This window comes from Desulfomonilia bacterium, from assembly GCA_036567785.1.
Classification (GTDB): Bacteria; Desulfobacterota; Desulfomonilia; order UBA1062; family UBA1062; genus DATCTV01.
In genome coordinates, this window is record DATCTV010000062.1 from 1 (window position 1) to 13385 (window position 13385).

12 protein-coding genes are annotated in these 13385 nt (G+C 47.5%); 5 read left to right on the plus strand and 7 right to left on the minus strand.

Features of this window, described 5'->3' with window-relative positions:
* Positions 1–95: 95 nt before the first annotated feature.
* Complete coding sequence (locus VIS94_16000; protein ID HEY9162580.1) at positions 96–698, minus strand: hypothetical protein; 603 nt, start codon at positions 696–698, stop codon at positions 96–98.
* A gap of 145 nt (positions 699–843) precedes the next feature.
* On the opposite strand from VIS94_16000, the gene VIS94_16005 reads away from it, so the two are divergent.
* From VIS94_16005 to VIS94_16020, 4 genes are all read left to right on the plus strand, one after another.
* Positions 844–2895 carry an NAD(+) synthase gene (locus tag VIS94_16005; protein ID HEY9162581.1) on the plus strand — a complete coding sequence of 684 codons (2052 nt, stop codon included), beginning with the start codon at positions 844–846 and terminating at the stop codon, positions 2893–2895.
* Positions 2892–3902: an MBL fold metallo-hydrolase gene (locus tag VIS94_16010; protein HEY9162582.1), complete on the plus strand. Its 1011-nt coding sequence runs from the start codon at positions 2892–2894 to the stop codon at positions 3900–3902. Before VIS94_16005 ends, VIS94_16010 begins: the two co-directional genes overlap by 4 nt.
* Positions 3883–6258: a heavy metal translocating P-type ATPase gene (locus VIS94_16015; protein HEY9162583.1), complete on the plus strand. Its 2376-nt coding sequence runs from the start codon at positions 3883–3885 to the stop codon at positions 6256–6258. The genes VIS94_16010 and VIS94_16015 overlap by 20 nt, the downstream gene beginning before the upstream one ends.
* Before the next feature lie 70 nt (positions 6259–6328).
* A complete protein-coding gene (locus VIS94_16020) occupies positions 6329–7021 on the plus strand; it encodes an OmpA family protein (protein HEY9162584.1) in 693 nt (230 codons plus the stop codon).
* A 79-nt stretch (positions 7022–7100) separates the two neighbouring features.
* Here the strand turns inward: VIS94_16020 and VIS94_16025 are convergent, their stop codons facing one another.
* From VIS94_16025 to VIS94_16035, 3 genes are read right to left on the minus strand one after another with little or no spacing between them, the layout of a single operon-like run.
* Entirely contained in the window at positions 7101–7262 is a 162-nt protein-coding gene (locus tag VIS94_16025; GenBank protein ID HEY9162585.1) for a FeoB-associated Cys-rich membrane protein, read from the minus strand.
* 12 nt (positions 7263–7274) lie between these two features.
* Positions 7275–9362 (minus strand): ferrous iron transport protein B, encoded by a 2088-nt coding sequence (gene feoB, locus VIS94_16030; GenBank protein ID HEY9162586.1) that lies wholly within the window; start codon positions 9360–9362, stop codon positions 7275–7277.
* The gene (locus VIS94_16035) at positions 9355–9663 is read right to left on the minus strand and encodes a FeoA family protein (GenBank protein HEY9162587.1); all 309 of its coding nucleotides are present in this window, start codon (positions 9661–9663) and stop codon (positions 9355–9357) included. Before VIS94_16035 ends, feoB begins: the two co-directional genes overlap by 8 nt.
* Before the next feature lie 129 nt (positions 9664–9792).
* Between VIS94_16035 and VIS94_16040 the strand changes: the two genes are divergently transcribed.
* On the plus strand, positions 9793–10308 hold the full coding sequence (locus VIS94_16040) for a metal-dependent transcriptional regulator (GenBank protein HEY9162588.1): 516 nt from the start codon (positions 9793–9795) through the stop codon (positions 10306–10308).
* Positions 10309–10311: 3 nt separating this feature from the next.
* On the opposite strand, the gene VIS94_16045 is transcribed toward VIS94_16040, so the two are convergent.
* The 3 genes from VIS94_16045 to VIS94_16055 form a co-directional block, all read right to left on the minus strand.
* The gene (locus tag VIS94_16045; GenBank protein HEY9162589.1) at positions 10312–12075 is read right to left on the minus strand and encodes a carboxylesterase family protein; all 1764 of its coding nucleotides are present in this window, start codon (positions 12073–12075) and stop codon (positions 10312–10314) included.
* 144 nt (positions 12076–12219) lie between these two features.
* Positions 12220–12675, minus strand: coding sequence for a DUF1285 domain-containing protein (locus VIS94_16050; protein HEY9162590.1), 456 nt, complete (start codon positions 12673–12675; stop codon positions 12220–12222).
* A 149-nt stretch (positions 12676–12824) separates the two neighbouring features.
* The gene (locus VIS94_16055) at positions 12825–13184 is read right to left on the minus strand and encodes a PilZ domain-containing protein (protein HEY9162591.1); all 360 of its coding nucleotides are present in this window, start codon (positions 13182–13184) and stop codon (positions 12825–12827) included.
* Positions 13185–13385: the final 201 nt, after the last annotated feature.

Consider the following 13385-nt stretch of genomic DNA (forward strand, 5'->3'; position numbering starts at 1 on the left):
CCCCGGCTTCTCTCTCCTTCAGTATCCGGATTATCTGCTCCTCTCCAAATCTCCCTCTCCTCATGGTACGATCCTCCTCTTACCTTTTTACCAGATCATACTCGCTTCAAATATGGCTTATTTTTCGGGGGGAAGGTCATGCTGGCATCATCAACCTGCACCAGATATCCGGGTGAATTGTATTTATAATTGACGAAGAATCTTGTTGCACCTGTAATTACGGGATAGGTAACCTTGCTCACACGGCAGCCTTCGTCATAATCGGTTATCACCTCGAACGCACCGTCTGTTGTTGTTGTATTAACGATGTGCTCCCTCCCGAGATCGTCATAAGTGATGTCCTTTGTGAATCCATCAGGTCCTTGAATTGAAGCAAGAAGACCGAGTGCATACTTGCCGGAAGTCGAACCCATCGGGGCGATATCATACGTCCAGACCGATACTTCTTTTACGGTTAACGAGGCATATCCCGAAAACAGGGAAGAAACAAAATTACCTATCGTAGCCAGAAGGCCAGTTCCCTGACCCATTAGTTTCTTTTTGGTTAACCTGCCGATTGCATCATATTCATAATCGATTACCTGTCCCTTGGCGTCGGTTTGCCTGATCATCTCACCGAATGCATTGTATTTATATGTCCAAGTGTCCATATCAGGATCAACCGTTGAAATTTTTCGGCCAAGAATATCATAGTTCATTTGTATAACATTATTGTCGGTATCCGTTTGGGGTTCACTTTACATGTATAATTCAATATTCCTCTTATGGATATGAAGTTTTCTTTAAGAAAATATTTTGCCGATATGATATATACGGCGAATAGAAAAATACCGGAGGGTGCGTGTGAAGGATTTTTTCAATCTGTTCTCGCATGGTTTCATAAGGGTTGCCGCATGCATCCCTGAGGTGAAGGTTGCCGACCCGCTTTTCAATGCAGAGAAAACAATTGAGCTCATAGAGAAAGCCTCACAGGGAAATGCCCTGCTCGCCGTCTTTCCGGAACTGGGCATTTCCGGCTATACCAATGAAGACCTTTTCTTCCAGAAGGCGCTTCTTGAAGGTGTGCATCAGGGGCTTCAAAAAATACTCAGAGCAACGGAAAACCTTCCGATCGTTGTTGTTACAGGGGCGCCGCTGATTGTCGCGGATTCCCTTTACAACTGTGCAGTCATAATGCAGGACGGCAGGATTCTCGGCATAGCGGTCAAAAGCTATCTCCCCAATTACAGGGAATTTTACGAGATGCGCCATTTCAGGCCCGCAGCCGAACTCGCATGCGACACGGTGGATATTCTTGGCCAGAGGGTTCCGATCGGTGCCGACCTGATTTTCAATGCCGAGAACATCCCTGGTTTCAGACTTTTTACCGAGATATGCGAAGACGTCTGGACACCGGTCCCACCGTCCGGGTTTGCTGCTTTGTCCGGGGCGACCGTCATTGCAAATCTTTCCGCCTCCAATGTGCTTACAGGCAAGGACGAATACCGTCACTCCCTTGTGTCAAACCAGTCTGCCAGATGCCTTGCCGCCTATATATATACAGCCGCCGGTCCGGGTGAATCGACTACGGACCTTGCCTGGGACGGCCACGCCATAATCTACGAAAACGGGACGCTCCTGGCGGAATCGGAAAGATTCTCATGGGAATCCCAGGTGGTTTTCGCGGACATCGACCTCGAAAGGCTGACCCATGACAGGCTGAGAACGCAGTCATTTTCATATGGCGCAAAAAAACTCGTCGGGAATTACGGGAAATTCAGGGAAGTGCCGTTCAATATCAACCTGCCCAAGGGGAAGATCGACCTGAAAAGGGAAATATCAAGATTTCCATATGTGCCGGCTGACCAGGCGCTGAGAGATAAAAGGTGCTACGAGATCTATAATATCCAGGTGCAGGGATTGACGAAACGGCTCAAATCTTCGGGAATTAAAAATCTGGTAATAGGAGTCTCCGGCGGGCTCGATTCAACGAACGCGCTTATCGTTTGCGCAAAAACAATGGATATACTGGGGCTTCCGAGGACCAATATAAAAGCATATACGCTTCCCGGGTTCGCGACCACGGACAAAACCTATAAAAACTCACTCAGGCTCATGTCCGCACTTGGCGTTGATTCGCGTGAAATCGACATCAAAGAGGGCTCTTTGCAGATGATGAAGGATATCGGCCATCCGTTCGCAAATGGCGGCAATGTCTATGACATCACCTTTGAGAACATACAGGCCGGGCAGAGAACATCTCTCCTGTTCAGGATTGCGAACTTTGAAAACGCACTTGTCGTGGGCACTGGTGATCTCAGCGAACTGGCGCTGGGGTGGTGCACGTACGGGGTGGGAGACCATATGTCTCACTACAACGTGAACGCCAGCGTGCCGAAGACCCTGATACAATACATTCTCAGATGGGTTGCAGTGAAGGGCATCTTCGGGGAGGCCGCCTCTTCATGTCTTGCCGATATTCTTGATACCGAGATAAGCCCCGAACTCATTCCCGGAACCGTAAACGGCCAGCCGGCTCAGCGCACAGAAGACACGGTGGGTCCTTATGAACTCCAGGACTTCAACCTGTATTATTTCACGAGGTTCGGATATCTCCCGACAAAAATCGCATTCATGGCGTGGAACGCCTGGCATGACAAGAACTGCGGAACATGGCCTGATGTGCCTGAAGATAAAAGAAACGCCTACGGCATCTCCATGATAAAGAAATGGATGGAAGTCTTCATAAAAAAATTCTTCAGGCAGAGCCAGTTCAAACGCACATGCGTTCCGAACAGCCCAAAGATAGGTTCAGGCGGATCGCTTTCACCAAGAGGGGATTACAGGGCTCCGAGCGACAGCGAAGACGCACCGTGGCTTAAGGACCTGGAAAAGATACCAGACAGCGAACAATGAGGCCTTCATTTATCGTAAGGCTTGTAAACGGGCCTTTATTCGATCCTATGGTTTATCTGAGGCTCATCAATGAAAACCGCTCGATAATGTTGGATTGCGGCAGGTTTTCCGGGATTTCAAACAAGGAACTTCTGCTGCTCGATGCCGTGTTCATAACTCATATGCACATGGATCATTTCGTGGGCTTCGATACGCTCCTGAGGGTTATTCTGCACAGGAAAAAACCTTTGAATGTATTTGGTCCTGAGGGCATTATTGAAAAGCTCATATCAAAACTTAATTCATACACATGGAACCTGACTTCGGAATATCCGCTCACAATAAACATTTCAGAGGTGCTTGAGGGTTCCCTGAAAACGGTATCATTGAACGCCTCTTCAGGCTTCGGTGAAAGAGGGATCAGCGAAAGGGGCAGATCCGGAAATGAAATATATGCCGACCCCAGATTCACAGTGGAATCGGTGATCCTGGACCATAATATCCCGTGCCTGGGTTTTGCCGTAAAAGAAAAGTTCCATGTGAATATAAGGCCGGACATGATTGAGAAAAGGGGGTTCATCCCCGGGCCGTGGATTGGCCTTCTTAAGGAAATGATTATTTCAGGTGCTGAAGGCGATATCGAGATTGAAACAAAAGAAGGAAAAGTAACGCACAGCTCCACTGAACTTTCAGAAGATATTTCCGTTATAACAAAAGGCCAGAAAATAGCATATCTTGCCGATGTCAGGTTTTCGCAGGAGAACCTTGACGGTTTCAGAACCATAGCGGCAGATGCTGACGTATTGTTTATCGAGACTTTTTACCTTGAAGAAATGAAGGATGAGGCCTACATTAAAGGACATCTTACGGCAGCGCAGGCAGGAGAGGTCTTCAGCGGCATACGAGCCGGAAGAATTGTACCGATGCATGTTTCACCCAGATATCACAACAGGCTAGACGAAATATTCAAAGAAGCCGGATGTGTTTGTCCGGGCTTGAGTGGCGCAAGTGGAGAAGAAAACCCATAACATAATAGAACTCGGTGTTGCAGGCATGGGATGCGTGAAATGCGCCAACACCATTGAAGCGGTGCTTTCGAAAACTCCGGGTGTGGTTTCCAGCCATGTAGCACTGGCTTCAAATTCTGTAAGTATCGAATATATGCCTGATAAAGTATCCGTAAATGAACTTGCTCAGGCTGTAAGAGGTGCCGGATATCAGGTGCTGGTTGAAAAGATTAGTGCGGGAATAGGAGGAATGCACTGCGCATCATGTGCGCTCAGAATAGAGGAATCGCTCAAAAAGATTCCAGGAATAGATCAAGCAACCGTCAACCTGGCGGCTGAATCAGTTCAGATTTCTTATTATCCCGGTGCGGCCAGCCTCACTGAAATTAAAAAAGCGGTAAGGAATGCAGGGTTCGAGTGGAGGGGGGCTTCCGTTCAAACGGGTGATGCCGTGGCTGATGATATAAGGTGGAAAAAGATCAGGGCGATTGCCGGTATTGCTTCAGGCGCGATCCTGATGGCGCTCATGTACCTGCCCTTGAGCCATTTGAAAATTACCGGTTATGCGATCTTTATCCTTTCGACGCCGATTTTTGTCTGGCTTACATATCCTATATTCATTTCAGCCTGGAATGCGCTTAAAAATTTCAATCTCAGCATGGATGTGATGTATGGCATGGGTGTCGGTGTTTCATATGTATCGAGCGTACTTGCAACGTTCGGGGTTCTGCCGCATGAGTTCATGTATTACGAAACCGCGATACTCCTGCCTGCGTTTCTGATGATGGGCAGGTACCTGGAAGCCCGGGCAAAAGGGCGGACGTCGGAAGCTATTAGAAAGCTTATGGAACTCAAACCGGAGACCGCCACGGTCATTCGGAACAATCAGCATATGCTTATTCCCTCGGATGAACTGGTGACGGGCGATATCATCCTTGCAAGGCCGGGAGACAGGTTTCCTGTTGACGGGGAGGTTGTCACCGGCGAGTCATGGGTCAATGAATCGATGCTTACAGGCGAACCTTTGCCCCGCTTCAAAAATCCGGGTTCAAAGGTGACGGGCGGTACCGTGAACACAGATGGTGTTCTGGAAGTAAGGGCGACACACGTTGGCAGCGAAACGACCCTTGCCCGGATTATAATGACAGTTCGGGATGCGATGGCCGGAAAACCTCCGGTACAGAACCTGGCCGACAGGGTGGTCAAATGGTTTATCCCCTCAGTTCTGGCAATTGCAGTCATAAGTTTTCTGTCATGGTATTTCATCTTTGGCTCGACTCTTCAATTCGCAGTCAACACACTGATTTCCGTTCTCGTCATCGCATGCCCGTGCGCGCTGGGCCTTGCCATACCGACCGCCGTGACAGTAGGTATAGGACGGGCTGCGGAACTGGGCGTGCTCATCAGGAATGCCGATGCCCTTGAGTACGCAGAAAAAATAGACACCGTTGTTTTTGACAAGACAGGCACACTTACTGAAGGCAAGCCGGTTGTAACTGAAATTATAGAAATATCCATGAGCGAGGCTGAAATACTCTCCTATGCAGCAGGCCTCGAGCAATATTCCACACATCCGATTGCAGCGGCAATCCTTAAAAAGGCGGAAATTGCAAATATAAAACCGCTTCCAGCAGAAGGGGTTTCGGTTATAAGCGGCCGGGGCATTCAGGGAAAAATAAACTCACACGATGTCATGCTGGGCAGTCCTCATCTTTCTGAAAAAGAGATCAGCGAAGCGGCAATTCTCGAATCAGAAGGTAAGACTGCGGCAGTTCTTATAATTGACTCAAAGGCGGCCGGGATTATTGCCGTTAGTGACGCAATTAAAAAAGGTGCAGCTGATGCAGTGACGGCCCTGAAGAGGTTTGGTCTCAAGCCGGTCATGCTCACAGGGGACAACGAAAATGCAGCCAGGAAAGTTGCATCTGAATGCGGCATAGACGAAGTCATTTATGGTGTGCTCCCAGGGGAGAAGGCATCCGTTGTTGATAAACTCAAGGAAAAGGGCAGGGTGGTCGCCTTTGCAGGAGACGGAATAAACGATGCCCCAGCGCTTGCCGGGGCTGACATAGGGATAGCCATGGGCAGCGGGACCGATATCGCAATTGAAGCAGGAGATATTGTACTTTCTTCAGGTAATCCCTCAGATGTGCCGAAGGCCGTTGTTTTAAGCAGAAAGGTCATGAGCCGCATAAGGCAGAATCTTTTCTGGGCTTTTGCCTACAATATCATACTCATACCGGTTGCTGCAGGCCTGTTGAAACCTGTTTCTGGAATCACGCTGAGGCCTGAGTTCGCAGGCCTGGCGATGGCCATGAGTTCAGTGACTGTTGTGACATTGTCCCTTATGCTGAAAAAATTCGTGCCTAAAGTTTAACTATTTTTATCAAGGTGCCGATATGAAACAGGTAAATACCAATAAATCAAAAATCCGAAGGGGGTACATTATGAAGAGGTTTTTCTGCTTCGCCGTGATTTTCTTGGTCGCTTTATCTGTATCAGGATGCTGCGGAAAACTTAAAAAGGCAAATCTTGATCTTACGAATGAAGTGGCGCAGCTGCAGCAGGATAAGGATTCATGCAACAAGGCATTAACCGCTGCTACAAATGACCTGGCTGCAAAGGACAAGGCCCTGGCCGCAAAGGCAAAAGAGATTCAGACAAAGGAAGTTCAGGTTAAGCAGCAGAGTGCGGCATTTGCCCAGATGCAGGAAGCGATGAAGGCTGAACTTGCTTCAAAGGAAGTCACCCTTAAAGAGCTCGAGGGAAAACTCACCCTTACCATGGTTGAGGCGATCCTGTTCGATTCCGGCAAGGCGGATGTAAAGAAGGAAGGGAAACAGGCGCTCAAAAAAGTTGCAGGTGTTCTCAAGGAGGTCAAGGATCAGGATATCATAATCGCCGGTTATACCGATAATGTTAAGATAAGCGCAGCACTGGCAAAGAAATATCCGACCAACTGGGAACTTTCTGCTGCACGGGCAATATCGGTTGTAAAACTGCTTCAGGCCGACGGCGTCAATCCGGAACTGCTATCGGCCGCAGGCTTCAGCGAATACAGGCCTGTTGCTGACAACAAAACCCCGGAGGGACGCGCAGAAAACCGCCGTATGGAAATCATTCTGATGCCAAAGAGATAGTAAATTTTAATAGCGAAAAAAGCTGCAGGCAAATCTGCAGCCATATTACTTACAGGGCAGGCAAGAGCCTGTCCTGTTTTTATTTCAAGTCCTTATTTTTCCCGCTGCAGATTTGCTGTTCGTCAAGAGGACAATTTTCGCACCTGCATGAGCAAGATGGTTTTCTGATGCGCCTGTACAGGGTTGCAGCGAGATAAGCAGCCGCAATACCGACAATCAGGGAGATGATGAGAAGCTCCATATTTTCTTCCTTTCAATACCCGAGGAGACGGCCTGTCTGAAAAACTGCCGCTGAAAGGGTAAAGGCGAAAAGCGTGTTGAAAAGAAACGAAAAGGCGCCCCATTTCCATGAACCCGACTCACGCACGATGCAGACGATTGTCGCAAAGCATGGCGCATAAAAAATTATGAAAATCATCAGGCTCAAAGCAGTAAGCGGAGAGAAGCCTTCTGATGATGCAAGACGCCTGGATAACGGAATTGATTCGCCGGGGTCAACAGAACCGAGAGAATACGCTGTGCCGAGTGTCGAGACGATAACCTCCTTGGCTGCAAAACCGCCTATAAGAGCGATATTTATCCTCCAGTCGAAACCGGCAAGTGCGCTTATGCCTTCAATAGAGGTTCCGATTCTGCCGGCAAACGAATGCCTGAGCGCCGCCTCCGCCCTGGTTGAATCATCTGAGTAGGTCTCGCTCTTATTTAGGGCCGGAAATGTCATGAGCGCCCATAGGACGATCGATATGGCCAGAATTATCGTACCTGCCTTTTTGAGGTATTGCCAGGTCCTTTCCCATGTGTGGATTATGAGCCCCTTCATTGTGGGAAGCCTGTAGGGCGGCAGTTCCATTACAAAAGGAGTCGCCTCTCCGCGCACTACCGTTGAACGCAGAAGCCATGCCACACAAAGGGCTCCCAGCCATGATATGATTGTTATCAGGATCATTACCAGGGCTTTGTTGTGAGAAAAGAATGCTGCAACCAGCACTGCAAACACGGGCAGTTTCGCCCCGCAGTTCATGAACGGAGCAGTCAGCATTGTGGCAAGCCTTTCCCTGGGGCTTTTTATCGTCCTGGTTGCCATTATGCCGGGGACTGCGCATCCGCCTGCAATACCGCCGGACACGATATATGACATGACCGAGCTTCCGTGAAGCCCGAATATCCTGAAAATCCGGTCGAGCATGTACGCAATCCTTGCAAGATAGCCCGAGTCTTCAAGCGCTGCAATTCCCAGGAACATGAACATGATGAGCGGCACAAATGTTATAACACCTCCCACACCGTCGATAATGCCCGAGATGATGAGTGATTTCATCAAACCTTCCGGCAGGTATCTGTCCGCCAGCGCTCCCAGCCAACCGAAAAGGCTGTCGAGCCATTCTACAGGTACTCTGCTTCCCGAGAAAGTGAACTTGTAGAGCAGGAATATCACGGCGATCATAACGACAGGGCCCGCCAGCCTGTGCGTAAATATCCTGTCTATCCTGTCGGTAAGGTAAAGCCTGTCAATGGTATCCCTGTGCTTGATTGCCTGTTTGACTATCGATTTGACATAGCCGAACCTGTAGTCTGAAATGAGCGCTTCAGGGTATGTCTTGATGGTCGCCTCGAGGTGTCTGTTCAATTTTTCCCTGATAGCATCAAGCCTTGACGATAATTCCTTGTCCTGTTTCTCACCCTCTGTGATAATGATTTCATCTTTCTCCAGGTATTTAAGCGCGATCCACCTTGGAGGGTATGTTCCTCCCAGAAAAGAGGAATCCTTGATCAGTATTTCCATTTCGTCGAGGGTTAAATCTATATCCTCTCCATAGCTGATCTTGTGATCTTTGGATTCATGAGAGCCGGCTGCAGCGACTGCTTTTTCTATAAGACTTTCGAGGCCTATGCCCTTGCGGCCTATTGTTTCAACTACAGGCACTGATAAGAGCGAGGACAGTTTATCCGTATCGATCTCGATTCCACGATTTCTTGCCATGTCCATCATGTTGAGCGCCACGACCAGATTGATACCCATTTCCATGAGCTGCACATAGAGATAAAGGTTTCGTTCAAGATTGGATGCATCGACAATATGAACTATCACGTCCGGTTTCTCTTTTGCTATGAAATCCCTGGCCGCCTGTTCTTCAAGAGAATAGGCGGACAGGGAATATGTTCCGGGAAGATCTACTATGTTAATCCTTTCACCGTTATATGAGTAGACGCCTTCCTTCTTTTCTACTGTAACACCGGGATAATTGCCTACATGCTGGTGGGAGCCCGTGAGTTCGTTGAAAATTGTTGTCTTTCCCGAATTGGGGTTTCCCGCAAGTGCTATAACCAGCTGTTTATTCATGCCTGCCGCCCCGGTGGCGATGTCTGTGCCTTTTGTGCATAGAGCAGGAATCATTATCTCTAATGTCATCATTGACATCGACTTCGATAAAATCTGCCTCGCTGTTTCTGAGCGTAATTGTAAAGCATTGAAGTCTTATCGCAACAGGGTCGAAAAGAGGGGCCCGGCCCTGTATCTTAATTTCGGTTCCCGGCACAAGGCCCATATCCCTTATCCTTCTGCCCAGCTCGCCGTCAGCCTTTATAGCGGCTATTGTCCCTGTCTGGTTATCTTTCATCTGCCGCAGTGATATTCTTTTCATTTCAAGCCCTTTTTGTTAAAAGTTAGTCTAAGCAAACAAAATTTAAATCAGCTAATTAAATTAATCAAGGGAAAATTAATTTGACTAACATAAGTTCGGGTGTTACTTTTCAAAGAAAGGACGTTTTGCATGATTGAGAATAATTCCTTATCCGAATCTCTGGAAGATTACCTCGAGGCTATCCTTGAGCTTGAAGATGCCAGCAAGGTTGCGCGCGCAAAGGACATTGCCGATAAGATAGGCGTACAGAGGGGGTCGGTTACCGGAGCCCTGAAAATTCTTGAGGAGAAGGCCCTCATAAACTATCAACCTTACAGTTTCATCACTCTTACTGATAAGGGCAGGGCGATTGCCGCACAGATTTCGAACCGCCATGCAGTGCTCAAGGATTTTCTGTTGAGGGTGCTTCAGTTTGATGAAGAGAGCGCCGAGCAGACTGCATGCCGCATGGAACATGCAGTTGATGAAAAAGCGATGCAGAGATTTGTAAGGTTCATAGGGTTTATAGATTCATGCCCAAGGGCAGGCAAAGATCTGATAGAAAGATTTACAGGAGAATGCTCGGATAATGCACCTGAAAGCAAGAGATGCAGAGACTGTTTACTTGCTCTTGCAGGTATGGCGGGAAAGACCGGCAGAAAATAGCTGTTATTTACTGGCTTCCTCAACAAAGCTTTTTATTCTGTTATTCAAATCTTCAATCATATCTCCGGCTGAATCGGATTGAGTCTGCCCGGCTGAATCTGTTGACATATACGCGTTTCCCGTATCCAGTATCATCCGGTTATTAATGGCTGAACCGTTCGAAAATTTCTGCCAGCGCGGCAGCGAATTGCCTGTGTTGGGGTCGCCGTATCGTGCAAAACTCGACCAGTAGGCCATGACAATATCCGACATGTGTTCGCGTTCGATCTTATTCGAGTTGTTCCATTCGCAGCCGATCAGGCTTTTCCCGGGTGGAAGAAAATTTCCAAAAAGAAAAGGCACATCAAAGGCATGCGCTGATCCGAGAAGGAAATCAAAAGGTCTGGCACCTCCCGTGAATTCAAACCTGTAGGCATAGACATCATTCTGGTATCTGGACAGCAGGGAAGCCGTTTTGTCCACACCATATCCCTGGAACACGATCTGACCGGCAGAGGTGACGGTATTGTAAAGAGGTTTCAGTGCCGCGGGGAAAAAGTCGCTGAATTCGAGATTGGCGCTGTCAGGTTTATGCTGTTTGATGAGTCCGTGAAGTTTGTGTGTTTCAACTCCCAGCATAACAAGGAAGAGCTTCAGTTCTTCGGACATGCAGCCGAGCATTACAGGTACCTTGTGATAGCCACCCTGTTTCAGAGTATTGAAGACGTTCTGTGGAATTACCGTTCCGTCCTCATATATGCCGAATGAAGTCGTACCGCTTTCCTTTGTACTGCCTGACGCAGTCGATACGTCAGGATTGTATATCCTATATGCAGGCACGCTTCTCAGGTATGAGGCAAGCCATTCACCGCCTTTTTCCCTGATCAGGGCGGTTGCCGATTCCTCGTTGACTGCGAGCTTGTCCTGTATCATGAGCCTCGTGATTACCTTGTCAGCCCGCTTGTCGCCGGTTTCGACCTTTGTAGAGACAGGGAAGCCGCTGTGCATGATGGCCTTATGGTAAAGGTTTTCGGTAAGCGGGGAAGCAAGCAGCGAGTGGATATTGAAGGCGCCGGCGGATTGTCCGCATACGGTGACGTTTCCGGGGTCGCCTCCAAACGAAGCCGCATTTTTCTGAATCCATTCAAGGGCCTTGATCAAGTCGAGGGTGCCATAGTTACCGGAACTGTCAAGTGCGTCGCCGTCCCTCAATGAGGGATGTGTAAACCAGCCCATAAGACCAAGACGATAGTTTGCAGTAACGACAACCATGTTGGTCTTTCTGCTGAGGTTGGCACCGTTGTATACGGGCAGGCTGGAGGCTCCAATCACGTTCGCCCCGCCGTGTATGTAGAAAAACACAGGCAGGTTTGTTTCATCAGTAGCCGGGCGCCATACGTTCAGATAGAGGCAGTCCTCACATCCTGTCGGTTTTCCGTAGAGCTTTTCGTCAAGTATGTAAAGGATTGTTCCATACTGTGTGCAGGCACTGCCAAAGCTTGTTGCGTCTCTTACGCCGTCCCATGGATCGGGGTCTCTAGGCGCCTTCCACCTGAGGTCGCCTACGGGTGGCTTTGCGTAGGGGATACCGAGCCATGAAAGCGTACCGTTATCGGTCTGGCCTTTTATAATGCCCGATTGTGTTTCTCTTATTAGCTGCTGCCCGGCTAACGTTTCTTCAGATGTGGTATTTTCATCCTGATTGCCGCCTGAAGATGCGCAGGAAAACAATAAAAGGCTAAAGACAAAAAAGAATGCCGGAAAATGAATCAATCTCAAATTAAACATCAATAAAGTCCTCCAGGAAAATATTTAAAAACAGCATTAAATAATTATGTCTATAAAATAATTATGGCTTTCAATAAGGCAAGGTTTTTTTCGGGAATCACTGATTAAAGGAATGAAGGATTTTTGCCTGATTATTGCTTGTTTTCAGAAAAGATAGGATTTTTCTTTAACCTTAAGGCAGATGCCGCCATTTTCGTTTTCCTCCATCATCAGGGCAAGCTGATAGTATGCGGCCCGGCTGAACTTGACGACAATGCCGTCGGCAAGTCTGGCATAAAGGATGTTGTCGCGGCCGAAAAACAGTGTTCCCGGATCAAGGGGTGCGGTTCTGTGGTTATTGAGCAGCAGTTCCAGCCCGTGTTCACAATCGCCTCGGATTGTCCTTACGATGAAGGGTGCATCCTCAACATCGATATGGCATAGCTCGTTTTCCACGATAATACGGTATCTGCCCTGATCATCAATCTCCAGCGCATCGCAGAATACCTTGAGCACCATCGGATGTATTATTTCGCTGTCTTCATAAAACCAGCGTCCTTCCCTGTCTATGCGAATTCTGGTAGTTGCACTTACGTCTCTCAGTTTGCAGTTCCCGGTCACTTTTCCTCCACTGGCTTTGGGGAAATAACATACAGAAAATACTTGTGCAAGAAATTGAGGATATATATTGTTTACAAATACTTTAAGAAATTGTCTGCAACTTTATATATGGATATTGAATGTAACTGAAAAGTTTCAGGGATAATTTATCAGAAGCTATACCCTGAGCTACATGGTTGTTCTATTGTCTGTTTTTTCTTGATAGACATGTATTTTTCTCTTTCAATGAGCCTGTCCAGTATGGAATTATCTACACTGGCAAATTCAACCGCAAGTCCTGAACCGGTGTTTCTGACAACATGTCCGTGCACTCCGATTATCTGACCGATGTTCTCGGCGTCAATGTCAACAGAAATATTGGTCCCTGGTTTCATGAACTGAGAAGTTTCCATAAATAATCCGCCCATGCTTATATTAATTACTTTTGTACGAAAAATATATGAATCATCTTTGCGGAATAGAGCATTTAACCTGACATCAGTTCTTTCATGGGCCCTTTTATCATTCATAGCATTCTCCTTTTTTTAAAAATATCCATTAATTTTGTTCATGTACGGCAAGCCCCTTTGGTGTAATTGAATATCTGAAATCTGTGGGTCCGTGAGGTGATGATCTTATCAATCAAAGTTGTATGCTAATATTTTAGATAATGAATGTAAAAAAAGCGATTATCGTTCTGTATATATTATTACAAGTTAGCTGAATTATTG